23 protein-coding genes are annotated in these 24,575 nt (G+C 72.4%); 7 read left to right on the top strand and 16 right to left on the bottom strand.

Annotated elements, in window-relative coordinates:
• Positions 1-14: 14 nt before the first annotated feature.
• Genes ACFWCH_RS09350 through ACFWCH_RS09335 form a run of 4 tightly spaced genes read right to left on the bottom strand, consistent with a single transcriptional unit; the run spans position 15 to position 4,641 of the window.
• Positions 15-1,535: a glycoside hydrolase family 3 protein gene (locus ACFWCH_RS09350; RefSeq protein ID WP_378803415.1), complete on the bottom strand. Its 1,521-nt coding sequence runs from the start codon at positions 1,533-1,535 to the stop codon at positions 15-17.
• The gene (locus tag ACFWCH_RS09345) at positions 1,532-2,365 is read right to left on the bottom strand and encodes a carbohydrate ABC transporter permease (RefSeq protein ID WP_136032291.1); all 834 of its coding nucleotides are present in this window, start codon (positions 2,363-2,365) and stop codon (positions 1,532-1,534) included. Before ACFWCH_RS09345 ends, ACFWCH_RS09350 begins: the two co-directional genes overlap by 4 nt.
• Positions 2,362-3,336: a carbohydrate ABC transporter permease gene (locus ACFWCH_RS09340; RefSeq protein WP_136032289.1), complete on the bottom strand. Its 975-nt coding sequence runs from the start codon at positions 3,334-3,336 to the stop codon at positions 2,362-2,364. Before ACFWCH_RS09340 ends, ACFWCH_RS09345 begins: the two co-directional genes overlap by 4 nt.
• Positions 3,337-3,351: 15 nt before the next feature.
• Positions 3,352-4,641: a sugar ABC transporter substrate-binding protein gene (locus tag ACFWCH_RS09335; RefSeq protein WP_136032286.1), complete on the bottom strand. Its 1,290-nt coding sequence runs from the start codon at positions 4,639-4,641 to the stop codon at positions 3,352-3,354.
• Positions 4,642-4,792: 151 nt separating this feature from the next.
• On the opposite strand from ACFWCH_RS09335, the gene ACFWCH_RS09330 reads away from it, so the two are divergent.
• The 4 genes from ACFWCH_RS09330 (at position 4,793) to ACFWCH_RS09315 (ending at position 8,084) form a co-directional block, all read left to right on the top strand.
• Positions 4,793-6,052: an LCP family protein gene (locus tag ACFWCH_RS09330; protein ID WP_136036356.1), complete on the top strand. Its 1,260-nt coding sequence runs from the start codon at positions 4,793-4,795 to the stop codon at positions 6,050-6,052.
• 29 nt (positions 6,053-6,081) lie between these two features.
• Complete coding sequence (locus tag ACFWCH_RS09325; protein ID WP_136032281.1) at positions 6,082-6,942, top strand: spermidine synthase; 861 nt, start codon at positions 6,082-6,084, stop codon at positions 6,940-6,942.
• Between the two features lie 82 nt (positions 6,943-7,024).
• Positions 7,025-7,552: a hypothetical protein gene (locus ACFWCH_RS09320; protein WP_136032279.1), complete on the top strand. Its 528-nt coding sequence runs from the start codon at positions 7,025-7,027 to the stop codon at positions 7,550-7,552.
• 43 nt (positions 7,553-7,595) lie between these two features.
• Positions 7,596-8,084 carry a SprT-like domain-containing protein gene (locus tag ACFWCH_RS09315; protein ID WP_136032277.1) on the top strand — a complete coding sequence of 163 codons (489 nt, stop codon included), beginning with the start codon at positions 7,596-7,598 and terminating at the stop codon, positions 8,082-8,084.
• Positions 8,085-8,128: 44 nt separating this feature from the next.
• Here ACFWCH_RS09315 and ACFWCH_RS09310 read toward each other — a convergent pair whose 3' ends face one another.
• The 11 genes from ACFWCH_RS09310 to ACFWCH_RS09260 form a co-directional block, all read right to left on the bottom strand.
• On the bottom strand, positions 8,129-8,650 hold the full coding sequence (locus ACFWCH_RS09310) for a DUF3054 family protein (protein WP_378803414.1): 522 nt from the start codon (positions 8,648-8,650) through the stop codon (positions 8,129-8,131).
• A gap of 77 nt (positions 8,651-8,727) precedes the next feature.
• Positions 8,728-9,387, bottom strand: coding sequence for a 2-phosphosulfolactate phosphatase (locus ACFWCH_RS09305; RefSeq protein WP_378803413.1), 660 nt, complete (start codon positions 9,385-9,387; stop codon positions 8,728-8,730).
• Between the two features lie 18 nt (positions 9,388-9,405).
• Positions 9,406-10,866, bottom strand: a complete 1,461-nt coding sequence (locus ACFWCH_RS09300; RefSeq protein ID WP_247638390.1) for an ABC transporter permease — start codon at positions 10,864-10,866, stop codon at positions 9,406-9,408.
• Positions 10,863-11,624 (bottom strand): ABC transporter ATP-binding protein, encoded by a 762-nt coding sequence (locus ACFWCH_RS09295; protein ID WP_247638389.1) that lies wholly within the window; start codon positions 11,622-11,624, stop codon positions 10,863-10,865. Before ACFWCH_RS09295 ends, ACFWCH_RS09300 begins: the two co-directional genes overlap by 4 nt.
• 97 nt (positions 11,625-11,721) lie before the next feature.
• Positions 11,722-12,357, bottom strand: a complete 636-nt coding sequence (locus ACFWCH_RS09290; RefSeq protein ID WP_136029771.1) for a response regulator transcription factor — start codon at positions 12,355-12,357, stop codon at positions 11,722-11,724.
• Complete coding sequence (locus ACFWCH_RS09285) at positions 12,354-13,535, bottom strand: sensor histidine kinase (protein ID WP_136037167.1); 1,182 nt, start codon at positions 13,533-13,535, stop codon at positions 12,354-12,356. The genes ACFWCH_RS09290 and ACFWCH_RS09285 overlap by 4 nt, the downstream gene beginning before the upstream one ends.
• 58 nt (positions 13,536-13,593) lie before the next feature.
• Positions 13,594-14,385 (bottom strand): class I SAM-dependent methyltransferase, encoded by a 792-nt coding sequence (locus tag ACFWCH_RS09280; RefSeq protein WP_247981275.1) that lies wholly within the window; start codon positions 14,383-14,385, stop codon positions 13,594-13,596.
• A gap of 37 nt (positions 14,386-14,422) precedes the next feature.
• Positions 14,423-15,577 (bottom strand): AMP-binding protein, encoded by a 1,155-nt coding sequence (locus ACFWCH_RS09275; protein ID WP_205814424.1) that lies wholly within the window; start codon positions 15,575-15,577, stop codon positions 14,423-14,425.
• 23 nt (positions 15,578-15,600) lie between these two features.
• Complete coding sequence (locus ACFWCH_RS09270; RefSeq protein ID WP_136029765.1) at positions 15,601-16,521, bottom strand: 1,4-dihydroxy-2-naphthoyl-CoA synthase; 921 nt, start codon at positions 16,519-16,521, stop codon at positions 15,601-15,603.
• 74 nt (positions 16,522-16,595) lie between these two features.
• Positions 16,596-17,573 (bottom strand): permease prefix domain 1-containing protein, encoded by a 978-nt coding sequence (locus tag ACFWCH_RS09265; protein WP_247981273.1) that lies wholly within the window; start codon positions 17,571-17,573, stop codon positions 16,596-16,598.
• Position 17,574: 1 nt separating this feature from the next.
• Positions 17,575-17,907: a PadR family transcriptional regulator gene (locus tag ACFWCH_RS09260; protein WP_136029762.1), complete on the bottom strand. Its 333-nt coding sequence runs from the start codon at positions 17,905-17,907 to the stop codon at positions 17,575-17,577.
• 119 nt (positions 17,908-18,026) lie between these two features.
• On the opposite strand from ACFWCH_RS09260, the gene ACFWCH_RS09255 reads away from it, so the two are divergent.
• Positions 18,027-19,013 (top strand): o-succinylbenzoate synthase, encoded by a 987-nt coding sequence (locus ACFWCH_RS09255; RefSeq protein ID WP_378803412.1) that lies wholly within the window; start codon positions 18,027-18,029, stop codon positions 19,011-19,013.
• Here the strand turns inward: ACFWCH_RS09255 and ACFWCH_RS09250 are convergent.
• Positions 19,010-19,633, bottom strand: coding sequence for a TetR/AcrR family transcriptional regulator (locus ACFWCH_RS09250; RefSeq protein WP_136029756.1), 624 nt, complete (start codon positions 19,631-19,633; stop codon positions 19,010-19,012). The two genes, ACFWCH_RS09255 and ACFWCH_RS09250, sit on opposite strands and share 4 nt — an antisense overlap.
• Positions 19,634-19,764: 131 nt before the next feature.
• Here ACFWCH_RS09250 and ACFWCH_RS09245 point away from each other — a divergent pair, with 131 nt between their 5' ends.
• Together ACFWCH_RS09245 and ACFWCH_RS09240 are read left to right on the top strand one after the other, a co-directional pair.
• Positions 19,765-22,599, top strand: a complete 2,835-nt coding sequence (locus ACFWCH_RS09245; protein WP_378803411.1) for an efflux RND transporter permease subunit — start codon at positions 19,765-19,767, stop codon at positions 22,597-22,599.
• A complete protein-coding gene (locus ACFWCH_RS09240) occupies positions 22,596-24,569 on the top strand; it encodes a YhgE/Pip family protein (RefSeq protein WP_378803410.1) in 1,974 nt (657 codons plus the stop codon). Before ACFWCH_RS09245 ends, ACFWCH_RS09240 begins: the two co-directional genes overlap by 4 nt.
• Positions 24,570-24,575 lie beyond the last annotated feature (6 nt).

Genomic DNA, 24,575 nt, shown 5'->3' with positions numbered 1-24,575 from the left:
GCGCTGATCCCGTCTCAACCGGCGGTGGTCGACCTCTGCCGTAGCGGGAAGCGACCCAGGAGTGCCTCCCGTGCGGTCTGCGCCCCGAGCCTGCTGGCCGCCCCGACCTCGACGGTCGGCAGGGGAAGCGGGGTGCGGGCGGGCAGCCCCACGTTCACCACGACCGCGTGCGGGTCGCGGGCGGCGGTGCGTTCCACGAGAGCGCGCTGTGCCGGCTCCGCGTCTGGCCGGTCCACCAGCACCACCGTGGTGCCAGGGGCCGCGACGACCTCGGCGATCACGTCGTCCTGCTCCGTCACGGGACGCGCGGCGACATCGAGCCGGACGCGCACACCGTCGCCCGCGAGGGCGCTGGCCACGTACGACGCGGCGCTGTCGACGGCGAGGGTCGAGCGACGGCGGGCGTCGATCACCGCGAGCGCCTCGGCCGACTCCGGCGTCGCGCCCACGAGGGTCACCGCGCGCCGGGCGATGTCCTGCGCGTCGAAGCCGTCCACGGGCTGCTGCCCGGCGTGCTCGCGGGCAGCCTGCGCCTGCAGCTTCGCGGCGAGGGCGGCCACGCGTCCCGCGGCCTCCTCCACGCGCTCGCGCGACAGCGAGCCGTCGCGCAGCGCAGCCACGATCCCGTCGCGCGCAGCACGGAAGTCGCGCAGATCCTGGTCGGGCAGCGCCGCCTCGCCGGGGTTGGTCGGATTGCCGATGCACAGCAGGTCGACGCCGGCGGCGAGGGCACGTGCCGCGCCGCCGCCGAGCCCGACGGTCTCGCGGATCGCGGCCATGTCGAGCGCGTCGGTGATGATCACGCCGTCGAAGCCCCAGTCGCGCAGGATGCCGAGCACGCGCGGGTTGAGGGTCGCCGGAGCGTCGCCCCACCCGGGAACCACGATGTGCGCGGTCATGACGGCGTCGACGCCCGCCTCCACCGCGGCACGGAACGGCTCCAGGTGCTCGCGCTCGTACTCGTCGAGGTCGAGGTCGATCCGGGGCAGCGCATGGTGCGAGTCGACGTGGGTGTCGCCGTGACCCGGGAAGTGCTTCACGCACGCCGCCGCCCCGCCGTCCTGGATGCCGTCGAGCATCGCGACCGCGTGGCGCGACACGAGCTCCGTGTCCGCGCCGAAGGACCGCACGCCGATGACCGGGTTGCGATGATCGGTGTTGACGTCGGCGACCGGGCCGAGCACGACGTTCCCGCCCACCGCCCGCACGCGGCGGGCGAGCTCCGCACCGGTGCGCTCCGAGGCGACGAGATCGTCGAGCGTGCCGAGCTGCGCCGCGCCGGGGAGCGTGGAACCGGTGGCCGACTCCAGGCGCGTGACGCTGCCGCCCTCCTCGTCGACGCCGATCAGCGCCGCGGGGTTCGCGTCGAGGATCTGGGCGCTCAGCGCCGGCAGCCCCTCTCCGACGTTCTGCCCGAAGTACACGACACCGGCCAGTCCATCGCGCAGCTCATCGAGAAGCCACGCGGGCGCCTCCGTACCGAGGAAGCCCGGCCACAGCACGCCGTTCGCCAGGCGCTCCAGCTCGTCGGTCATCCCTTCACCGCCCCGGCGACCATGCCGGCGGAGAGCCGACGCTGCACGATCACGAAGAAGATCATGACCGGCACGGTGATGATGGTCGATGCGGCCATGATGCTGCCCCAGTCGTTGGAGTAGAGGCCGAAGAACGACTTGAGGCCGATCGACACCGTGTACTGGTCGGTCTGGGCACCGAGGATCGTCATCGCGAAGATGAACTCGTTCCAGGCGGTGATGAAGCTGAAGATGCTGGTCGCGACGAGACCCGGCATCACGAGCGGCAGCAGCACCGAGCGGAACATGCGCCACCAGCTGGCGCCGTCGATGTACGCGGCCTCCTCCAGCTCGACGGGCACGGCCGCGACGAAGCCGCGCAGCATCCAGATTCCGAACGCGAGCGACAGCGCCACGTACACCACCATCAGACCGATGATGCTGTTGAGCAGGCCGAGGCTCTTCACCTGGAGGAACAGCGGGATCACGAGCGCCTCGAGCGGCACCATCTGCACGACGAGGATCATCATGAGGATCGTGGTGCGGAACTTGAAGCGGAAGCGCGCGACGGCGACCGCCGCGAGCAGGCACACCAGCGCGCTGACGAGCACCGTGACGAGCGCGACGATGGCGGAGTTGCGCAGGTAGGTGCCGAAGCCGCCCTCGGTGAGCACGAACGCGAAGTTGTCGAACGTGAACTCCTGCGGCAGGAGCGACTGCCCACCGCTGGAGGCCTTGCCGTCGAGTGCGCTGGAGACCATCCAGTACACGGGGAACAGCGTGAAGATCAGGACGGCGGCGACGCCGATCCCGAGACCGATGCGCGAGCGGAGCCGGGGGCGCGGGTTCACAGCTCGTCCTCCTTCATGAGCGACCGGATGTACACGATCGTGATGCCGATCAGGACGAGGGTGAGCAGCACCGCGAGTGCGGCGCCGAAGCCGTAGCGGTTCTGCCCGAACGACTCCACGTACGACCACACGCCCAGGTTCAGCACCTGGCGGTTGCCGCCGCTGCCGCCGGGCATCAGGTAGACCTGCGCGAAGACCTTGAAGTCCCAGATGGTCGACAGGATGATGACGACCGAGAACACGGGCTTGAGCGTGGGGAAGATGATCTTCCAGAACCGGCGCCACGCACCGGCGCCGTCGAGGGCCGCGGCCTCCAGCATCTCCTTCGAGACGCCGAGGAGCCCGGCGAGGACCGTGATCGCCACGAACGGGAAGCCGTGGTGGACGACGTTGAGCAGCACGATCGCGTAGAACGACCACTGGTTGGTGAACCAGTTGACCTGGCCGTCGATGAGGCCGAGGTCCTGGAGCACCGAGTTGAAGATGCCGCGGTCGGCATCGAAGATGAACGTCCAGACGTAGGTGCCGGTCACGGCGGGCATCGCCCACGCGACCATGATGCAGCTGGACACGATGGTGCGCCACACGGTGCCGAGGCGCGCGAGCAGCAGCGCGACCAGGGTCCCGAGTGCGACGGTGGTGAACACCGCGACGGCCGCGAAGCCGACCGTGTTGGGGAGCACCACCGTCCACAGGGTCGGGTTGGTGAGCGCCTCGACGTAGTTGTCCAGGCCGATCCAGTTGTTCTCGCCGGTGTTGATCTCGCGCAGTCCGTAGTCCTGCAGCGAGTAGATGAACACCTGGACGAGCGGCCAGAGCATGAGCACCGCGAGGATGATCAGCCCGGGCGCGAGGAGAAGCCAGGGACGGGCCGTGACGAGCGAGAGTCCTCGCTTCTTCCGGCCGCCGGCCACGGAGGCGGAGGTGGACTCCGCCTTCGTGGCCGGCAGTGGCGCTTGCACCATCGACATGGAAGGAGTGGTTCCTTACTGGTTGAGCAGTTCGGTCATCTCCGCAGCGGCGTCCTTCGTCGCGGTCGCGACGTCCTTCTGCCCGCTGAGGATGGCCTGGATCATGGCGTTGGTCGTCTTCTTCGCCTGCACGGCGCCGAAGTTCGGGGTGACCGGGACGGACGCGCCGCCGTCGACCATCTGCTCCGCGAACGGGGCGACGAGCGGGTCGGTCGAGGCGAGGGCCTCTTCCATCGCGGACTGCACGCCCGGGAAGTAGCCGGTCTCGTCCGACCACTGCTCGGCGAACTTGCCGGTGGTCATGAGCTTGACGAACTCCCACGCCAGGTCGGCGTTCTTGGTGGTGTTGAAGATCGACAGGTGCGAGCCGCCGAGCACGGACGGGGCGATGCCGCCGTCCTGGCCGGGGATGACCGCGGCGCCGATCTTGCCCTCGAGCTCGGGGTTGGCCTCGACGAGCGCGTTCGGGGTCCACGATCCGGAGAGCATCATGGCGACGTTGCCCTGCGTGAACGCGTCACGGAGGTCGGTCTCCTTCCAGGTGGTGGCACCCGCGGAGGAGAAGCCGTGCTCGGTGGCCAGGCCCGTGTAGAACTCGATGCCGGCCTGCGACTCGGCGCTGTCCAGCTCGCTCGTCCAGGTGTCGCCGTCCTTCGTGGCGATCTCGCCGCCGGCGCCCCAGACCCAGGGGTAGACCTGGAACTCGGCGTCGCCCGCGACCGGGAAGGGCAGCATGTCGGGCTTGGCGGCCTTGATGGCCTCGCCCGCGGTGACGATGTCGTCCCACGTCTTCGGAGCCTCGAGCCCGAGCTCCTCGAAGACATCGGTGCGGTAGACGATCGAGCGGACGCCGGCGTACCACGGCATGCCGTAGAGCTCGTCGTCGTACGTGCCCGCGACCGAGAGGCCCTCGACCAGGTCGTCGCGCAGGCCCTTCTCGCCGTCGACGTACTCGTCGATCGGGAGGAGCGCGCCGGCGTCGGCGAACTCGGCGGTCCAGGTGGTGCCGGTCTCGGCGATGTCGGGGGTGGTGCCGCCGGCGATCGAGGTGACGAAGCGGTCGTGGGCGTCGGCCCACTGGATCTCCTCGATCTTGACGGTCGCGCCGGTCTCCTCCTCGAAGGCCTCGGAGACCTTGTCGTAGAACGCGGTCGCGTCGGGGTTGGTCCCCTTCATGATCCAGACGGTGAGCTCCTTGCCCTCACCGTCGGCCGAGCCGTTGTCGCCACTGCCGCCGGCACAGCCGGCCAGGGCGATCGTGGCGGCGGCGCCGAGCGCCACTGCCGGAAGAATGCGCTTGTGCATGAAGGGATCTCCTCTTTGAAAAAGTCCAGGTAGGCATCGGGTGCAGACCGGGGGATAGGAAAAAGTATCCACGACTAACTAATTCCCTGCAAGTTCCTCCCAGAATCGTCACACCCCCGTAACATCGGGCTCCGCCGGTAGGCTCGCGCCTATGCCACGCCGCGGACACGACGCCGATCGCCCGACCATCGCCCGCCACGCCCCGCAGCGCACGCGCAGCACCGCCGGACGGGTCTTCCGGCTCCTCGGCATCTCCCTCGCCGTCGTGCTGGTCTCCGTCATCGGCGTCGGCACGTTCCTGATCGTCGACCTGTTCGCCCGCATCGGCGACGACGCCGTGGTGCTGGAGGGAGCCCCCGAGGTCGACCCGCCCACCATCGGCGCCTACCCCGCCGACAAGTCCTTCAGCATCCTGATCGCCGGGACGGACGAGTGCGGAGAGCGCGCGACCGCGCTGTTCGCGGAGCGGTGCGAAGAGGCCGACGGACTCCGCCGCAACGACGTCACCCTCCTCGTGCACGTCTCGGCCGAGCCCCGCAACGTCACGGTCGTCTCGCTCCCCCGCGACCTCGGCGTCGAGGTGCCGGAGTGCACCCGGCCCGACGGCTCCGTCGCGTCGGCCATGCAGAAGGCGCGCATGAACTCCCTGTTCGAGCACGCCGGGCTCTCGTGCGTCGCGAAGACCGTCAGCACGCTCGGCGACATCCCGATCGAGTTCGCCGCCGCCATCAGCTTCGACGGCGTGATGGCCGTGACCGACGCGATCGGCGGCGTCGAGGTGTGCATCGCGGGAGAGGGCATCCGCGACCGGCACACGGGCATCGACTGGCCGGCGGGCATGCGCACCGTGTCGGGCGTCGAGGCACTGCAGTTCATCCGCACCAGGCACGGCGTGGGCGACGAGAGCGACCTGGCACGCATCTCCAACCAGCAGCAGTACATGTCGCGCCTCGCGAAGAAGGTGCTCAGCGAGGAGACGCTCACCGATGTGCCGAAGGTGCTGCGCATCGCGAACGCCGTGGCCGACAACATCGACCCCAGCGAATCGCTCAACGACCCGCTCCGGCTCGCGCAGCTCGCGCTCGCCCTGAAGGACGTGAAGTTCAGCGACTTCGTCTTCGTGCAGTACCCCAACGTGGTCGACCCCGACGACGACGACCGCGTGGTGCCCAACGAGGCCGCGGCCGAACAGCTGTGGGCGGCCATCAAGTCCGGACAGCCGCTGCAGCTGACCGGCGACGTGGCGACCCGCCGCGGCGTGGAGCTCGTGACACCGGCGCCGGGCGAGACCGACGGCACCGCCGCGACCCCCGCGCCGACCGAGACGCCCGACGCGCGGGCCACCCTGCCCCCGGACGTCTCCGGTCAGACGCTCGAGCAGGAGACGTGCGCGGTCGGCAACCAGCGCTGAGCGGTCGGCGCAGCGCGTAGGCTCGGAGCATGGGCCGGACGCGCGCGCGAGACACCGAGCACCCGCAGACCCGGCTCGATCACGGCGGCATCGCCCGCATCGTCCCCTCCGAGTTCACGAGCGGCTTCGAGCTCATCGTCGACGACACCCCGCAGTCGCACGTCGACCTCGACGACCCGACCCACCTGCACTTCGAGTACATCGTGCGGATGGGCGCCGTGATCGACCAGCTGCCCGCCGGTCCGCTCACCGCCGTGCACCTCGGTGCCGGCGCGCTCACGATCCCCCGCTACATCGAGGCCACGCGACCCGGCTCGCGCCAGCAGGTGATCGAGCTGGAGGCACCGCTCGTGCAGCTCGTCCGGGAGCACCTCCCCCTCCCGAAGGGCGCGGCCATCCGGCTGCGCATCGGCGACGCACGGGAGGGTGTGGGGCGCCTGCCCGCCGCACTGCACCACGCCTGCGACCTCGTGGTGTCGGACGTGTACTCCGGCGCGCAGACGCCCGCCCATCTCACGAGCGTCGAGTTCTACCGCGAGCTCTCCGGGCTGCTCGCCCCCGGTGGCGTGCTGCTGGTGAACGTCGCGGACGGACCGGGGCTCGCGTTCGCCCGGCGCCAGGCCGCGACCATCGCCGCCGTGCTGCCCGAGCTCGGCATCCTCGCCGACACGCAGGTGCTCAAGGGACGGCGATTCGGCAACCTCGTGCTCGCGGCATCCGCCGCGCCGCTGCCCACCGAGTGGCTGCCGCGACTGCTCGCGGCCGGACCCCACCCCGCCAAGATCGCCCAGGGCGCGGAGGCGGAGGCGTTCCTCCAGGGAGCTCGCGTCGTGACGGACGCGGACGCCGTCGCGTCGCCCCGCCCTGACGCATCGCTGTTCCTGCGCTGACCAGGGCGCGCCGCCTTCGAGACCGCGCAGACGCCAGGCACACTGGACGGGGACGCGGCGGGGACGCATCAGAAGGAGAGCAATGAGTTTGATCCGGGGTTACGACCGGGAGACCCTCCGCGAACTGGTCGATCTCGACGAGTGCGCTGCCCGCCTGACCGAGATCGAGGAGCAGCGCTCCCTGCCCGCACTGCTCGAGCGCGTGTGGCTGCTGAAGGTGCTCGACCGTCTCGACGAGGCGCTCGTGCTCGCCGAGGAGACCGTGCGCCAGGCGCGGATGGCCGGAACCCGCCGGGACGTGCTGCGCGCCCGCGTGCTGCACGCCACGATCCTGCAGTACCGCGGCGCCCATGCGGCCGCCGAGCAGGAGCTGGCCACGTGCGCCTCCGAGGCCGAGGGGCAGCGCTGGCTGTCGATCGCCGCGTTCGCCTACCAGCACCACGGCAAGAACGCCTACGAGGCCGGCGACTTCGACACCGCGCGGGAGAGCTTCAAGCAGTCGCTGTTCCTGCGGCGCGAGTCGGGCGCGGCCGACAGCGAGCTGGAGACCGTGCTGCTGGCGATCGAGGCCGCCGAACGGCACCGACCGTCGCAGCTCATCGCGGGCTGAGCCGAAGCACCCCGATGTCCCCGCCGTGGATTACCCTGAGCCCATGGCGGAACTGACCCGAGTGCGCGTCTGGGGCGAGGCACTGATCCGGCTGCACCTCGACGACAGCTGGACGTTCGACTTCGACCATGCCAAGCGCCGTGCCGGGCAGTGCGACTACACGAACAAGCGCATCACGGTATCGCGCTACCTCGCCGCCCGCTTCGAGGACGACGAGATCCACCAGGTCCTGCTGCACGAGGTGGCCCATGCGCTCGCGGGTCACGCGGCGGCGCACGGCCCCGCGTGGAAACGCGTCGCCGCCGACCTCGGCTACGTCGGCGGCACCACCCACCACGGCGAGACCGCGGTCGAGCTGGCGCCGTGGGTGGGGCACTGCCCCGCGGGGCACGTGACCTATCGCCACCGCCGCCCGACGCGGGCCACCTCGTGCGCCCGGTGCTCGCGCACGTTCGACTCCCGGCACCTCTTCGCCTGGACACGCCGCGAGATCACCACGGACGCCCGACTCGCGGCGCAGCTGCCGCGCTGACGACGCCCGCGGCTCCGCGCAGTCGCCGTCCGCCGCGAGCCGGCTCAGGCGGGATCGGGGTCGCGCGACTCCGGCGCCTCGGCGGGATCGTCCGCCGCCGACGCCTCCGGGGCACGCGTGGCCGCCGCACCCGGTTCCGGCACGGCCGCGGGGAACGCCGCCGCCGACGGGCGGGTCTGCGGCGCGGAGGCCGAGCCCCGGTCGGACGACGCGCGCAGGCGCCGCACCAGCGCCGCGAGCCCCCGCCAGCCCACCAGGAACAGCCCCAGCACGATCGACGCGACAACGATGAAGGGCACCTCGGCCGTGTCGCCGCTCAGCACTCGCAGCAGCATGCCGCCCGCGACCGTGACGACCCACACGACGGCACCCCACGCCAGCGACCACGGTCGCCGCGGTCGTGCCGGGAGCAGCAGCGCCACCGCGTACCCGACCAGCAGCGCGACCAGGAAGGGCCAGGCGGTGAGGAGGAACCCGGCCGGGTCTTCTTGATGGGATGCCCGCCCGATCGCGGCGAAGACCAGGACGAGCACGGCGTCGACGATGAGAGCGGGGAGGTATCTCATGCCCCGACCCTACGCCGCGCCACCGTCATCGGCTCGTCGGCGCGGCGGTCCGCCGTGTGACCGGTGGCACCGCGCGCTCAGGTGTGGCGGACGAACCGCCCATCGCGCAGCACCGGCACCGCGTCGATCGCATCCAGTGCCGCAGCCTCGACGGGGGCGAGGGGGGTGAGCCCCGCAGCGGTCAGGCGCTCCGTGGCCGCGACCCCCGCCGCGAGCTCGCGCGCGGAGCCGGTGGCCCCCACCAGGTGCCGCAGCGCCCGCCGCAGCGCCCGGAAACCCTCGGCGGCGACGGCCGCATCGGGTGCCGTGTGGTCGATGCCGCGGTCGGTGAGCGCCGCCGCGATCGCTCCGGCCCCCAGCAGGTCCTCCGCGGCGAAGCGCAGCTCCCCTGCCTCGTCGAGCTCTCCCGCCGGGATGATCGCGACCGAGGTGCGGCCCTGACGACGCTCCTGCTCCGCCTGCACCGCTGCGGCCACGGCCCGGGCGTTGCGCAGCGAGCCGAGCAGCACCGTGGCCTCGGCCGGAGCAGCGGCCGCCACCGCCGCCCCGTTGCGCGACCACTCGAGCGCTCCGGCCAGCGGGACCTCGGCGCCCTCCGCGACAGCCTCCGCCACGACGGACGAGAACCGCAGCACGTCGACCACCACGATCACGTCGGACGGCGCGAGCCGCCGGAGCCCGGCGACCCCCCAGTCGAGGCGGACCTGATACGTGGACTGATCGAACGGCGACGGCACCCGTCCAGCCTAGGGGCGTCAGTCCGCGGCGAGCGCCTCGACCGGTGCCACGCGCGTCGCGAGGCGCGTGGGCGTCGCGGCCGCCACGAGCGTGAGGACCGCGGTCGCCGCGACGATGATCACGACCGGCAGCCACGGCACCTGCGGGGCGACGAGGCCGGCCGGGGTGAACTCGGGCAGCGTGGGCACCGAGCCGAGCAGCGACTGCGCCGCGATCCAGCCGTAGGCCACGCCGAGCACGAGCCCGGTGAGGGTCGCGGCGACCGTGATGTGCGTCGCCTCCAGCAGCACCAAGCGGCGCACCTGTCCGTTGGAGAGGCCGATCGACCGCAGCAGCCCCAGCTCACGCCGACGCTGTACGACCCCGATCGTGAGCAGGTTGACCAGGCCGACCGCGGCGATCACCGCCGACACCGCCACGAGCACCATCATGATGGCCGCGAAGGCGTCGAACGGCGCGAAGAACTCCGGCGGGATCTCCTCGGTGGTCTGGCTCATCATGAGGCGCTTGGCGGACTCGAGAGCCACGGCGAACATGGTCACGAGGGTCACGCCCATCACGACGCCGATCGCCATGCGCGACGAGCGCTCCGGGTAGCGGAGGGCGTTCTCGGCCGCGAGCCGTGCGGTCGCGCTCGATCCGAACAGCCGACCGACGAGCCGCAGCACGGGCGGCATGAACAGCACCGACCCGAGCGCGAGCCCGGTGAACGACAGGATGCCGCCGAAGAACGCCACGACCACGCCGAGCGGGGTCACGAGCCCGAGGATCACGCCGCCGGCGAGCAGCGCGGCACCCGAGATCAGCAGCACCCACGCCCCCACGTGGCGCCCCGTCCGGCCCGAGACCTCATCGTGCGTGCGCTCGACCGCTCCGCCGAGCGCCTGCAACGGCGTGACAGCGAGCACGCGGCGCGACCCCACCCACGCGGCCGCCCACGTCGTGAGCGCGACGCCGATCGCCGGGAGTGCGAGCGCGGGCTGCGCGAGCGTGAAGTCCGTCGGGGCGTTGGCGACGAACCGTCCCCCGATCTCGACGGCCGCCGCGGAGAGCGCGAGACCGGCGAGGAGCCCGATGGCGGCACCGAGCAGACCCACCATGAGTCCCTGTCGTCCGACCTGTCCGCGCTGCGAGCGCGCCGTGGCACCGATCAGGCGCAGCAGGGCGATCTGACGGGTGCGGCCGGCGATGATGGTCGAGAACGTGTTGGCCGTGACGATCGCGGCGACGTACATGGCCACCGCCGTGAGCAGCACCGAGAGAATCGCGACGACGACGGCGAGGGTGCCGCTGTCGCCGATGAACGGGTCGGACTGGAGCACCGCGCCGATGTAGGCGGTGATCTCGACGAGGAAGACGCCGAAGGCGGCGGACAGCGCCGCGACCAGGATGCTCGCACCCATGCCGCGGTCGCGCAGCCAGCCCAGGCGAGGACCGGTCGCCCTGGTCTCCGGGACGACGGTCGCGACGGCGGTCATGCCGTCACCTCGGCGGCCAGCATGTACGCGGAGATCTGCTCGGCGGTCTGGCGGGGGTGGTCGGCGACGATGCGGCCGTCGCCCAGGTACAGCACCCGGTCGGCATGGCTCGCGGCGATCGCGTCGTGCGTGACCATCGCGATGGACTGGCCGTGCTCGCGGCTCGCGGAGGCGAGCAGGCGCAGCACCTCCCGGCCGGTCTTCGAGTCGAGGTTGCCGGTGGGCTCGTCGGCGAACACGAGGTCGGGGGCCGTGGCGAGCGCCCTGGCGATCGCGACCCGCTGCTGCTGGCCGCCCGACAGCTGGTGGGGACGGTGCGCGAGGCGCGGCCCGAGACCGAGGGTGTCGATGAGGCCGTCGATGCGGGCCCGCTCGATCGCGCTCGGCCGGCGACCGTCGAGCTCGAACGGCAGCAGGATGTTGCCGAGGGCGTCGAGCGTGGGCACCAGGTTGAACGCCTGGAAGATGAAGCCGACGCGGCGGCGCCGGAGCAGCGTGAGGTCGAGGTCGCTCAGCCCCGTGATCTCGGTGTCGCCGATCCACGCCCGGCCCTCGGTGGGGCTGTCGAGCCCGGCCATGATGTGCATGAGCGTGGACTTGCCGGAGCCGGACGGCCCCATGATCGCGGTGAACTGGCCGCGGCGGATGCCGACGCTCACGTCGTCGAGCGCGTGGACCGTGCCCTCACCGGAGCCGTAGGTCTTCTTCAGGTGCTGGACGCGGGCGGCGAGCCCGAGGTCGCTGGTCGTGATCTCCATGTCCTCGACGCTATTTCCGCCGTCCAGGGCACCGCGTCGGCCATCGGGAGCATCCCGATACATCGGAAGGATGATCTCGCGGAGGACGCGGTCGCGCTCAGGCCAGACCGTGCTCGAAAGCGAACACCACCAGCTGCACGCGGTCGCGCAGCGCCAGCTTCGTGAGGATCCGGCTGATGTGCGTCTTCACGGTCGCCTCGCTCAGGAACTCCCGCGCCGCGATCTCCGCGTTCGACAGACCCCGCGCGGCGAGCGCGAAGATCTCCCGCTCGCGCTCGGTCAGCTCGCCGTACTGCGGCGGGACGGGGCGGGGCGCCTCGGCGAAGTGCGCGAACAGCTCGCGGGTCGCCGACGCCGCGATCACGCTGGACCCCGCGTGCACCGTGCGGATCGCCGCGAGCAGGAACTCCGGATCGGCGTCTTTGAGGAGGAAGCCGCTCGCGCCCTGCCGGATCGCGCGGGCCGCGGCCTCGTCGAGGTCGAACGTGGTGAGCATCACGATCCGCGGAGGCTCCGGCCGGGCGAGGATCTCCGCGGTCGCGGTCAGGCCGTCCATCACCGGCATCCGGATGTCCATCAGCACCACGTCGGGCCGCGTCGTGGCGACCACCGCGAGCGCCTCCCTGCCGTCGCCCGCCTCCCCCACGACCTCGAGGTCGGGCTGCGAGGCCACCAGCATGCGGATCCCGGCGCGGAACAGGGCCTGGTCGTCGACGAGCACGACTCTGATCACTGGGAGGCTCCGATCGGCAGGCTGCTCTGGACGACGAACTGCGCACCACGGCGCTCGGTGTGCAGACTACCGCCGACCAGCTGCGCGCGCTCCCGCATCCCGATCAGTCCGTGCCCACCCGGTGCGGACGGCGGGGCGTCGGCCGCCACCGTGTTGCGCACCTGGATGTCCACGCGGTCGGGGAGCCAGGCCAGGTGCACGTCCACCGCCCCGTCGCCGTGCCGGATCGCGTTCGTCAGGGCCTCCTGCAGGATGCGGTAGACCGCGAGCTGGATCGCCCCCGGCGGCTCCCCCGGCGGCATCGGGTCGACCGTGACGCGCGGCTCGATACCTGCCTGGCGCACCTGCGCGAACAGCGTCTCCAGATCCGCGAGGGTGGGCTGCGGACCGTCGCCCTGGCGGTGCCGCAGCTGGGTGAGCAGCATCCGCACGTCGCTCAACGCACCGCGGGCCGTCTGGGCGATCGTGCCGAGGGCCTCGGTCGCCATCTCGGGCTTCACGGCCGCGGCGTACCGGGCCCCGTCGGCCTGCGCGATCACGACCGCGAGCGAGTGCGCCACGATGTCGTGCATGTCGCGGGCGATGCGCACGCGCTCCTGCTCCTCCGCCGCGAGCGCCTCGGCCTGCAGCTGCGCCGCCCTGGTGCGCCGCGATCGCAGCACCACGCGCCACAGCAGACCGCACACCCACGCGAAGCCGAGGGCCATGATGGATGCCGCGAGCAGCAGCGTGCCGCCCGTCACGAGCTCCCACCCGGTGCCGGTGCCGAACGCGACCCCGCTGACGAACACCATGTAGAGCGCCGCGATCACGCCGCCGACGATCACCGAGCCGAGGCCCCACCACAGCACGCGGCGCGACCCCCAGGCCGACGTGGCGTACAGCACCAGCAGGATCGCGAGGTCGATCGGCAGCGGCCCGAAGCCGGCGAGCATCTGGACGATCGCGCCGGCCCAGGCGCCCACGAGCGCCAGCCCGGGAGACAGCCGGCCGATCGCCACCGCGCCGAACATCAGGAGCCCGGCGACGACGACCGCCGCCACCGCGGCGCCCGCGACCGGCTCTCCGGTGACCGGCGGCGCGTAGAACACCACCGACATCGGAGTGAAGATGACGAACAGCAGCACCGCCCCGACGATGTCGAGGATGAGCGCCGTGCGGGAGAGCGGCCGGATCACTCCCCCACGCTACGCGAGCACGCCGGGCGAGACATCCGTCTGCCGATGTATCCGCCGCTCACGCCCGCGCGAGGATCTCGCCGTGCGGCACGAGGAACCAGCCGTCGCCGTCGCCCGCCCACCGCCGCCACGCCTCGCTGATGTCGCGCAGGTCGGCCGGGGTCGCCAGGCCCTCGTCCACGAGCTGCCGGGCGAGGGCGGACTCCAGGATGCGGTCGGCCCACATGCCGCCCCACCAGTCGCGCTCCTCCGGGGTCGCGTAGCACCACGTGGACGCGGTCGCGGTGACCTCGCGGAAGCCCGCCGCGCGGGCCCACGCCAGCAGCCGCCGCCCCGCGTCCGGCTCGCCCCCGTTCGCACGCGCGGCCCGGCGGTAGAGGTCGAGCCACCGGTCGAGCTCCGGCAGCACCGGGAACCACAGGAAGCCCGCGTAGTCGGCATCGCGCGCGGCGACGAGGCCGCCCGGCACGGTCACACGCCGCATCTCCCGCAGCGCCTGCACCGGATCGGCCACGTGCTGCAGCACCTGATGCGCGTGCACCACGTCGAACGTGTCGTCGGCGAAGCTCAGCGCGTGCACGTCCTCCACCGAGAAGGAGAGGTTGTCGAGGCCGCGCTGCGCCGCCAGGTCGCGCGAGAGCGACAGCGCCGACTCGTCGATCTCGGTCGCGGTGACGTGTGCGACCGCCCCGGCGAAGTCGACCGTGATGCTGCCGGGACCCGCCCCGACGTCGAGCAGTCGCGTCTGCGCGGTGAGGTGCGGGCGGAGGTACGCGGCCGAGTTGGCGATGTCGCGCACGTTGTGCGAGCGGAGGACGGATTCGTGGTGTCCGTGCGTGTACGTGGCCATGCGCCCCAGTCTGGCAGGACCGCGGGCGGGCGACGCCTCAGTGCAGTTCCGCGACCGACCGGCGGATCGCCTCGCGGTCGGGCTTCCCCGACGACAGCACCGCGAGCTCGTCGACCAGGACGAGACGCGAGGGACGGGCGTGCGCGCCGATCTCGGCCGCCACCGCCTCGCGCGCCTGCCCCAGCTGTTCCGCCTCGCTGCGCCGCAGCACCTCGCCCCGCGGCGCGACGATCACCGACGCCTCACCCCAGCGCTCGTCCGGCACCGGCACCACCACCGCCTCGTGCAGCCCCGGCACGCGCCGCACGATGCCCTCCACCCTGTCCAGCGAGATGTTGATCCCGCCCGACACGATCACGTTGTCCGCCCGGCCGTGCACGCGCACGACCCCGTCCTCCACGAGGCCGAGGTCGCCCGTGCGGTACCACCGGATGCCGTGCTCGTCGTGCAGGAAGGTGCGAGCCGTGAGCGAGCCGTCGCCCAGGTAGCCCTCCGCGAGCATGGGTCCGGCGATGCGGAGCTCGCCGTCGACCACCCGCACCGCGACCGTGTCGAGCGGCACGCCGTCGTACACGCAGCCGCCGCTGGTCTCGGTCGAGCCGTAGGTGCGCACGATCCGCACGCCCAGGTCGCCCGCGCGCTCCCTGAGCGGCTCCGGCAGCGCCTGCCCGCCCACGAGGATCGCCCGGTACGCCTGCAGTGCCGCGCGCACGGCGGTGTCCTCCGCCGCGTCGAGCAGCGTGGCGATCTGGGCGGGCACGAGCGAGGTGTACAGCTCGGGGACACCCGCCGCACCCGCCGGGCGCAGCATGGCCAGCGTCGCCTCGGCAAACGACACCGGGGAGAAGCGTCCCTCGATCTGCCGCGGCTCCGTCCCGGCGAGGAGCGAGCGCACCATGACCTGGAGCCCGGCGACGTAACCGGCCGGGAGCGCGAGCAGCCACCGTCCCTCGCCGATGCGCGCGGCCGTGGCCTCGGCGCTCGCCCGCAGCGCCTCCGCGCTCAGGGCCACGCGCTTGGGGATGCCGCTCGACCCCGAGGTCGCGATGACCGCCGCTATGCCGTCCGCCACGTGCTCCGGAGCACCGCCCAGCATGCCGAAGCCGAGCGCCGGGCCGCCGTCGAGCGCCCGCTGGAGTGCGTCCCGCAGCTGTCCCGTGTCTTCCGCATCGGTCGGGATCAGGGCGGTCATGCGTGCCTCCGGGATGTGCTCGGTCAGTAGTGCCAGGGGAAGGAGGACCAGTCGGGCGCGCGCTTCTCCAGGAACGAGTCGCGACCCTCGACCGCCTCGTCGGTGCCATAGGCGAGACGGGTGGCCTCTCCCGCGAACACCTGCTGGCCCACCAGCCCGTCGTCGACCGCATTGAACGCGAACTTCAGCATGCGGATCGCGGTGGGCGACTTGGTGAGCACGGTGCGCGCCATCTTCAGCGCCTCGCGCTCCAGCTCGGCGTGCGGCACCACACGGTTCACAGCGCCCGCCTCGTACGCCCGCTGCGCGGAGTACTCCTCGGCGAGGAAGAACACCTCGCGCGCGAACTTCTGCCCGGTCTGGCGCGCCATGTACGCGGAGCCGTAGCCGGCGTCGAAGCTCCCCACGTCGGCGTCGGTCTGCTTGAACCGCGCCTCTTCGGCCGACGCGATCGTGAGGTCGCACACGACGTGCAGCGAGTGTCCTCCGCCGGCCGCCCATCCGGGCACGACCGCGATGACCACCTTCGGCATGAAGCGGATCAGGCGCTGCACCTCCAGGATGTGCAGGCGCCCGACGGCCGCGCGCGACTGCCCGTCGACCAGGGCGGTCTCGGAGTCGGAGTACTTGTAGCCATCGCGGCCGCGGATGCGCTGGTCACCGCCGGAGCAGAACGCCCAGCCGCCGTCCTTCGGGCTCGGGCCGTTGCCGGTGAGGAGCACCGCGCCGATGCGGGCGTCCTGCCGGGCGATGTCGAGGGCGCGATACAGCTCGTCGACCGTGTGCGGCCGGAACGCGTTGCGCACCTCGGGCCGGTCGAACGCGATGCGGGCGACACCGCCGTCGCGCGACACGTGCGCGGTGATGTCGGTGTAGTCCTCGGCGCCGGGCGCGAGCACCCATTCGGACGGGTCGAACAGGTCGGAGACGAAGGCATCGGTCACGTCTCCCAGCCTATTCCCCGCCTCCGAGCGACGCGGAGTGCACCCACCCGGTCCGGGTGGGCGCACTCCGTGGGTCAGCGCCGGCGAGCCTTGCGCCAGCCGTCGACGATGTCCCAGCCGACGCCCAGTGCGATGCCGAATCCGAGCAGCACGGCGAGGATGCGGAAGATCCCGCCCTCGTCGGCGGCCTCGGCGTCACCGGCGGCGAATCCGTCGCCGCCCGCCGCGACGATGTGCGCGAGGAAGTCCGGGTTCACCAGGTCGCCGGTGAGGAGCAGGGTCAGGGTCCAGGCGAGGAAGGCCACGGCGAGGACCGTGTTCACCACGGCGAGCGCGGTGCTCCACCCGCGGCGACGGTAGACGACGATCGCGAACACGGCCTCGGCGACGATGAGGAGGAACAGCACACCGATCCCCCACGGCCACAGACCGGGGTCGAGGATGGGCAGTGCCTCGCCGTCGACCACCACGAAGCCGCGGAACCGATCCCAGAGCAGGGCGCCCACCGCGAGCCCGAGGAACACGAGCGAGGCGATCAGCTCGTTGCGGCCGACGCCGTCGTCCGACGCCTCGGGCAGCTGGTCGACGTCCCACTTCATCCCGGCGTCGGTGCCCGACCGTTCCAGGATGACGAACACGAGCGTGGTCCAGAAGCAGACGTGCAGGATGGTGCCCCCGGTGGCCAGGACGGCGCTGGAGATCACCTCGCCGACAGGGGCTCCCGCGATCGTCTGTCCGAGCGCCACGCCGCCGAGCGCGCAGACCGGCACGATCATCAGCAGCAGCTTCAGCAGCCGCCACCAGGCGAGGTAGTACCGCGGGCCGATCAGGTGCAGCGGGCGGTCGGCGTATCCCGCGGCGAGGGCTCCGGGATCCCCCAGCGCCGTCAGCGCGGCGCGCTCGGCCTCCTGCGGGTCCTCCCCCAGGTCGATGCGGGCCTCGACGGCGTCGGCGATGGACGCCTCGAGCTCGGCACGCACGTCGCCCTGCGTCTCGGGCGGCAGACTGCGGATCGTCGCGCTGATGTAGCGCTCGGTGAGAGTGGCGGTCATGTCAGTTCTCCTCGGTGGTGAGGGAGGCGATCGCGGCGGTGAGCGCGCGCCATTCGTCGGTGAGGGTGTCGGCCAGGCGCATGCCGGCCTCCGAGGTGCGGTAGAACTTGCGCGGCCGTGCCTCGTCGGTGTTCCACTCGCTCGTCAGGTACTCCTGCTTCTCCAGCCGGCGGAGAAGCGGGTACAGCGTGTTCGCGTCGGTCGCGAAGCCGCGGCGCTCGAGCTCTTCCAGCAGCCCGTAGCCGTAGCCCGCCGTGCGCAGCAGCTGCAGGCAGGCCAGCACCACGGTGCCGCGGCGCAGTTCCTGCAGGTGCGTGTCGAGCGTCTCGTTCATGGCGACCACATTACTGTGCGTCACACACCATTGTCAATGGCACGTGTTCGTGCGGCATACGCTCCGGGTCGTCGGCGCGTGGATCCGTCGCCGCGCGGCCCGTGGCGCAGAATGAGGGCATGATCCCTCCGCTCGCAGAACTGCTCGACACGGCCAGGGTCGTCGCCCTCACGATGCACACCCGGTTCCGCGGCGTCGACACCCGCGAGGCGCTGCTGTTCGAGGGGCCGGAGGGGTGGGCCGAGTTCTCGCCGTTCGTGGAGTACGACGACGCCGAGGCCGCGACGTGGCTCGCCGCCGCGATCGACTACGCCTGGCGCGCGCAACCGGCCCCCGTGCGCGATCGCATCGGCGTGAACGCGACGGTGCCCGCGGTCGAGCCCGGCCGCGTGCCGGAGGTGCTCGGCCGCTTTCCCGGGTGCCGCACCGCGAAGGTCAAGGTCGCCGAGCCGGGACAGCTGCTGGCCGATGACGTCGCCCGGGTCCGCGCCGTCCGCGAGGCCATGGGACCGGAGGGGCGCGTCCGCATCGACGCCAACGGGCTGTGGAACGTGGACGAGGCCGAGCACGCGGTGCACGCCCTGGCGGAGTACGACCTGGAGTACATCGAGCAGCCGTGCGCGACCGTGCCCGAGCTGGCCGAACTGCGCACCCGCGTGAAGTACATGGGCATCCCGGTGGCCGCCGACGAGAGCATCCGCAAGTCGGACGACCCCCTCGCCGTCGCCCGCGCCGGGGCCGCGGACATCGTCGTGATCAAGGCGCAGCCGCTGGGAGGCGTCACCCACGCGCTGCAGATCGTGACGGCCGCGGGACTCCCGGCGGTCGTGTCCAGCGCGCTCGACACCGCGGTCGGTCTGTCACAGGGCGCCGCACTGGCGGCCGCGCTGCCCTCACTCGGCTTCGACTGCGGCCTCGGCACGGGCTCGCTGTTCCTCGACGACGTGGCCGACCTCCGCCCGGTCGACGGCGCGATCCCGGTCGGACGCGTCACCCCGGACGCGGATGCACTCACGCGCCTGGCCGCGGCGGACGAGCGGCGCGAGTGGTGGCTGGCCCGCCTGGCCCGCTGCCACCACGAGCTCGCGACGCGGAACCCGGGCTAGGACTCGACGAGCAGTTCCACGAGGCGACCGAGCTCCTCGCCGCCGGAGTGGCGCAGCTCGGCGTCGTCGCGGCCGGCCATCGCTCCGCGCACGGTCATGCCCTCCCAGATGATCATGAGCATGCGCGCGGCGTCGGTCGCGGGCAGGCGCAGCCGCAGCGACCCGGCCTCGACGATGTCCTCCACGATCCGGGCGATGCTGCCGACCATCTCGCGCTCCTGCGCCAGATAGGCCTCACCGAACGCGGGATCGCGCAGCGCGCGGATGCGGATCTCGCTCATGAGCATCACGCCGAGCCGGTCGTCGCTGCCGAGCTCCATGATCTGCTGCACGAGGTCGGTCGGGTCGCACCCGTCGCCGAGCTCGCCCTCTGCGCGCATCTGCTCGACGCGCGTGCGCACGGCGGCCACGCGGGCATCGGCCACCCGCGCGGCGAGCATGAGGAACAGCTCGTCCTTGGAGTCGAAGTTGGAGTAGAACGCGCCGCGCGTGAAGCCCGCGCGCTCGCAGACCGCCTCGACCGACGCCCCCTCCAGGCCCACCTCGGCGAACACCTGCGCCGCCGCGTCGAGCAGGCGCGCCCTCGTGTTCTCACGGCTGCGCGTGGCCGTTGCCGCCATGCGTTCCCTCCCGGTGCGATTCGCCTCGTGTTCACACCCGGCACACAGAATCGCGATGCCGGATCACCTTACGATACATCTATGTATTGGATACACCTGTGTATCCAGCTCACCCCCACCGAGGAGAACCCGTGTCCACACTCCTGTCGTCCCTCGGACGCTGGTCGTTCCGGCACCCCTGGCGCGTGCTGGTCTCCTGGCTCCTCGCCCTCGGCATCGCCGGCGCGGGTGCCGTCGTGCTCGGTGCGGGCACGGACAACACGTTCTCCATCCCCGGCACGGAGTCGCAGGCGGGCCTGGAGCAGCTGTCCCGCTCCTTCCCGCAGGTGAGCGGCACCAACGCGCAGTTCATCGTGGTCGCCGCCGACGGCGACAGCATCGACGACGACGCGTACCGCGAGCCCATCGACGACGCCGTGTCCGCCCTCGGCGATCTCGACCAGGTGCTGGCGGCGACCTCGCCGTACGACGAGATGGTCGACGGCATGATCAACGACGACGACACGGCGGCGATCGTGCGCGTGCAGTTCGACGGCGAGTCCACCGACGTGTCCGACGAGACGAAGGACGCCCTGCGCGCCGTGGTCGCTGACCTCGGCGCCGAGCTGCCCGATGGCGCCCAGACGTCACTCGGCGGCGACCTGTTCGCGATCTCCATCCCGGGCGTCACGCTCACCGAGGCCGTGGGTCTGCTGATCGCCCTGCTCGTGCTCATCGTCACGTTCCGCTCGTTCGTGGTCGCCGGGCTGCCGCTGCTCACCGCGATCCTCGGCGTCGGCATCTCCATGGCGGGCATCTTCACCGCGACCGCGTTCGCCACCGTCTCGTCCACCACGCCGCTGCTCGCGCTCATGCTCGGGCTCGCCGTCGGCATCGACTACGCGCTCTTCATCGTCGCGCGGCATCAGGATCAGGTGCGCGACGGCGTCGACCCCGAGGAGTCCACCGCGCGCGCCGTCGGCACCGCCGGTTCCGCTGTCGTGTTCGCCGGCGTCACCGTGCTCATCGCGCTGATCGGCCTCGGCTTCGCCGGGATCCCCTTCCTCACCACGATGGGCATCGCCGCCTCGGTCGCGGTCGCGGTGGCCGTCGCGATCGCCGTGACCCTCACGCCCGCCCTGCTCGGCTTCCTCGGCCACCGCGTCGCCGGGCGCCCGAAGAAGCCCCGGGCGAAGACGTCGCGGAAGACGAAGAAGGTCAGGGCGGCCACGGCCCGCGCGGCGTCGGAGGCCGCCGACGGCGCCGAGGCGCCCCCGGCCGAACCCCGCCCGCGGGGCAGCCGCCGCTGGGTCGCCGGCGTCACCCGACGCCCGATCCTCGTGTCCCTCGCGATCGTGCTCGGTCTCGGCGTCGTCGCCGTCCCTGCACTCAGCCTCGACCTCGCGCTGCCGAACGCGGGCGTGCTGCCGAAGGACTCCGAAGCGCGGCAGACCTACGACCTCGTGGGCGAACAGTTCGGTCCCGGGTTCAACGGCCCGCTCATCCTCACCGGCACCATCGTCACCTCCACCGATCCGCTCGGTCTGATGGAGGACCTGGGCGACGCGGTCGCCGAGGTCCCGGGGGTCAAGGAGGTCGCGCTCGCCACCCCCAACGAGACCGCCGACACCGGCATCGTGCAGATCATCCCGGAGACGGCGCCCGACGACCCCGCCACCGCCGACCTCGTGCGCGAGCTGCGCAGCCACCACGACGAATGGCTCGACGAGTTCGGCATCGACCTGAAGGTCACCGGCTTCACGGCGGTCGGCATCGACATCTCCGACCAGCTCGGAGCCGCCCTGCTGCCGTTCGGCATCTTCGTGATCGGCCTGTCGCTCATCCTCCTCACGATCGTGTTCCGCTCGCTCTGGGTGCCGATCACCGCGGCCGCCGGTTACCTGCTGTCGATCGTGGCCGCGTTCGGCGTGGTGGGTGCCGTGTTCGAGTGGGGCTGGTTCGCCGACGCCCTGCACGTCGCGAAGGTCGGCCCCATCATCAGCTTCATGCCGATCATCCTGATGGGCGTGCTGTTCGGCCTCGCGATGGACTACCAGGTGTTCCTCGTCTCGCGCATGAGAGAGCACTTCGTGCACGACCCCGACGCGAAGAGCCCGGACCGGGCGATCCGTCGCGCGGCCGCGCTGCGCGCCGTGCGGAGCGGCTTCTCCGGCTCCGCGAAGGTCGTCACGGCCGCCGGACTCATCATGTTCGCGGTGTTCGTGGCGTTCGTGCCCGAGGGCGACTCGTCGCTCAAGCCCATCGCGCTCGGGCTCGCGGCCGGCATCGCGATCGACGCGTTCCTGGTGCGGATGACCCTGATCCCCGCCCTCATGGCGATCCTCGGCGAGCGCGCGTGGGAGATCCCGGCCTGGCTCGAGCGCATCCTGCCGAGCGTGGACATCGAGGGCGAGGCGGTGGAACGCGAACGACACCTCGCCGCGTGGCCCGGCGACGGCTCCGTCGTGGCAGCCGACGACCTCACGGTGGGCGGCGACATCGCCGCGCTCGACGGCCTGTCGCTGCGCCTCGCACCGGGGAGCGCGGTGGTGGCCACCGGGCTCGACGCCGCCACGCTGCGGGTGCTCGCCCTCACGATCGCCGGACGGGTGCCGCCCGGCGAGGGTCGCCTGCGCGTGGCGGGGCACCTGCTCCCCGGTCGCGCCGCGTGGGTGCGTGCCCACGTCGGCTGCGTGCTCGTGGACGACCAGGACGCGACGGCCCCCGACCTCGCCGAGGCGCTGCGCGGACGCACCGAGCTCGTGGTGCTCGACGGCATCGACCGCCTCGACGGCGCCGCCCGGGATCAGCTCGCGGCCCGACTGCGCGACACCGCGGCCCGCCGCCCCCTCGCCGTGTTCGCCACCGCGGTCGACGCGACCGCGGCGCGCTCCCTCCTCGCGGACGCCGGATGGTCGTCCGCCGACACCCTGGACCTCCGCGACCCGCACCGGGCCGCCGCCGACACCACCGAGGTGACCGCATGACCCTCCCCCTCGAGCGCGCGCGCTCCCGCAAGCCCATCACGTGGCTGACGATCCTCGGCGTGCTGCTGCTGCCCGCCGCGATCGGCGGCATCCTCATGGCCGCGCTGTACAACCCCACGGAGCGGCTGGAGTCGATGACCGCCGCGATCGTGAACCTCGACGAGCCGGTCGAGATCGACGGGCAGGTCACCCCGCTCGGACGACAGCTCGCCTCCGGGCTGGTCGAGGGCTCCGACGACCTCGACTCGAACCTCACGTGGGTCATCTCGAACGAGGAGGATGCGGCCGACGGGCTCGCGGACGGCTCGTACCAGGCCGTCATCACGATCCCCGAGGACTTCTCGGCCGCCGCGACCTCGGGCGGGCAGGCCGTGGCGGACGGCGGCGGCGACGCGGAGCAGGCGACGATCCGCGTCACCACCCCCGACGACGGTCTCGTCGCCGACGACCTCATCACGAGCCAGATCGCGAACGTCGCCGCGTCGACCCTCGGCACCATGCTGTCGGAGGCCACCACCGAGAACATCCTCGTGGGCTTCACCACGATCGGCGACCAGATCGGCGACGCCGCCGACGGTGCACTCCAGCTCGCGACCGGCGCCCGCGACGCCGCCACCGGGGCGGCGGAGATCCCCGACGGCGCGACACAGCTCGCCTCCGGCGCTGCACAGCTCGGCACCGGCGCCTCCTCGCTCGCGTCGGGGCTCGACACGATCGCGGGCAAGACGCGCGAGGCCGCGGCCGGCGCGGGGCAGATCGGCAGCGGACTCACCGCGGGTGCCGCGCAGCTCCAGGCCAGTGTCGCCCCGACGCAGCAGCTCGTCGGCGGGATCCAGTCCGCCGCCGGGTCGGCGCAGACGGCCGGCACCGACGCAGCGGCGCTCGCCCAGAGCCTCGGCGCCCTCGCGGCGGGCGCGTGCACGCCGCCCGTGACCGACCAGGCGCAGTGCGACCAGCTCACCGCGCTCGCGACCCAGGCCGGGTCGGTGGCGCGGTCGGCGGGCACCGCGGCGGGCATCCTCACCAGCCCGGAGGTGTCGGGCGGCGTGGCGGCGCTCCCCGGTACCCTCGGCACCCTCGCATCGAGCATGGGGCAGGCCGGGACCGGGGCGACCCAGCTCGCGGACGGCCTGACCCAGCTCGCCAGCGAGGGCATCGCCCCCTCGGCCGCCGGGGCACGGGCTCTGGCGACCGGCGCGACCCAGCTCACGGACGGCGCGAACCAGCTCGCGGAGGGTTCCACCGAGCTCGTCGCCGGCCTCGACACGCTCGCCACGGGCACGGGCGATCTCGCGGGCGGCCTTCGTACCGCGGCCGACTCGCTCCCCTCGTTCAGCGACGACGAGTCCACCTCGCTCGCGTCGGTGATCGCCGACCCGGTCGCGGCGGACGCCCCGGAGAACGCGATCTTCGGCCCGACCGCGATCCCGCTGCTCACCGCGGTCGTGCTGTGGTTCGGCGGCCTGGCGTCGTTCCTGGTGCTGCGCGCCCACACCGCCCGCACCCTCACCTCCCGCCGCTCCTCCGCGGCCCTGGCCCTGCGCGGGTTCTGGCCCGCCGCGGCCATCGGCGCCGCGCAGGGCCTGCTGGTGTCGCTCATCGTGCAGACCGTGGCGAGCTACGACGCCGCCCAGTGGTGGGCCTTCGCCGGCACGGCCGTGCTCGCCGGGGTCGCGTTCGCCGCCGTGAACCAGGCGCTCGTGGCCGTGTTCGGCGGGATCGGGCGCTGGATCGCCGCGCTCGTGGGTGTGCTCGCGGTCGCGACCGGCCTCATCTCGACCGTGCCCGACTGGCTCGCCGCGATCGGTGCCGCCCTGCCGACCGCTCCCGCGTTCACGGGCCTGATCTCCGCGAGCGGCCCGGCGGTTGCCGCGCTCATCGTGTGGGGCGTGCTGTCGCTCGTCGCCACGACCGTGGTGGTCGCGGTCCGCCGCACCACCACGGCGACCGCGGTCCTCGCCCCCGCCTGACTCCCC

It is taken from the genome of Microbacterium sp. NPDC060132, from assembly GCF_042729675.1.
Lineage (GTDB): Bacteria > Actinomycetota > Actinomycetes > Actinomycetales > Microbacteriaceae > Microbacterium > Microbacterium sufflavum.
This window is presented reverse-complemented; position numbering and strand designations above follow the sequence as displayed.

Excerpts from the sequence above, each read along its gene's own strand:
- ACFWCH_RS09315 (WP_136032277.1), top strand. The coding sequence starts at position 7,596 with ATGGCGGAACTGACCCGAGTGCGCGTCTGGGGCGAGGCACTGATCCGG.
- ACFWCH_RS09275 (WP_205814424.1), bottom strand. The coding sequence starts at position 15,577 with ATGACCGCCCTGATCCCGACCGATGCGGAAGACACGGGACAGCTGCGG.
- ACFWCH_RS09340 (WP_136032289.1), bottom strand. The coding sequence starts at position 3,336 with ATGTCGATGGTGCAAGCGCCACTGCCGGCCACGAAGGCGGAGTCCACC.
- ACFWCH_RS09310 (WP_378803414.1), bottom strand. The coding sequence starts at position 8,650 with ATGAGATACCTCCCCGCTCTCATCGTCGACGCCGTGCTCGTCCTGGTC.
- ACFWCH_RS09320 (WP_136032279.1), top strand. The coding sequence starts at position 7,025 with ATGAGTTTGATCCGGGGTTACGACCGGGAGACCCTCCGCGAACTGGTC.
- ACFWCH_RS09240 (WP_378803410.1), top strand. The coding sequence starts at position 22,596 with ATGACCCTCCCCCTCGAGCGCGCGCGCTCCCGCAAGCCCATCACGTGG.
- ACFWCH_RS09325 (WP_136032281.1), top strand. The coding sequence starts at position 6,082 with ATGGGCCGGACGCGCGCGCGAGACACCGAGCACCCGCAGACCCGGCTC.
- ACFWCH_RS09335 (WP_136032286.1), bottom strand. The coding sequence starts at position 4,641 with ATGCACAAGCGCATTCTTCCGGCAGTGGCGCTCGGCGCCGCCGCCACG.
- ACFWCH_RS09295 (WP_247638389.1), bottom strand. The coding sequence starts at position 11,624 with ATGGAGATCACGACCAGCGACCTCGGGCTCGCCGCCCGCGTCCAGCAC.
- ACFWCH_RS09350 (WP_378803415.1), bottom strand. The coding sequence starts at position 1,535 with ATGACCGACGAGCTGGAGCGCCTGGCGAACGGCGTGCTGTGGCCGGGC.
- ACFWCH_RS09330 (WP_136036356.1), top strand. The coding sequence starts at position 4,793 with ATGCCACGCCGCGGACACGACGCCGATCGCCCGACCATCGCCCGCCAC.
- ACFWCH_RS09250 (WP_136029756.1), bottom strand. The coding sequence starts at position 19,633 with ATGGCGGCAACGGCCACGCGCAGCCGTGAGAACACGAGGGCGCGCCTG.
- ACFWCH_RS09260 (WP_136029762.1), bottom strand. The coding sequence starts at position 17,907 with ATGAACGAGACGCTCGACACGCACCTGCAGGAACTGCGCCGCGGCACC.
- ACFWCH_RS09265 (WP_247981273.1), bottom strand. The coding sequence starts at position 17,573 with ATGACCGCCACTCTCACCGAGCGCTACATCAGCGCGACGATCCGCAGT.
- ACFWCH_RS09300 (WP_247638390.1), bottom strand. The coding sequence starts at position 10,866 with ATGACCGCCGTCGCGACCGTCGTCCCGGAGACCAGGGCGACCGGTCCT.
- ACFWCH_RS09280 (WP_247981275.1), bottom strand. The coding sequence starts at position 14,385 with ATGGCCACGTACACGCACGGACACCACGAATCCGTCCTCCGCTCGCAC.
- ACFWCH_RS09255 (WP_378803412.1), top strand. The coding sequence starts at position 18,027 with ATGATCCCTCCGCTCGCAGAACTGCTCGACACGGCCAGGGTCGTCGCC.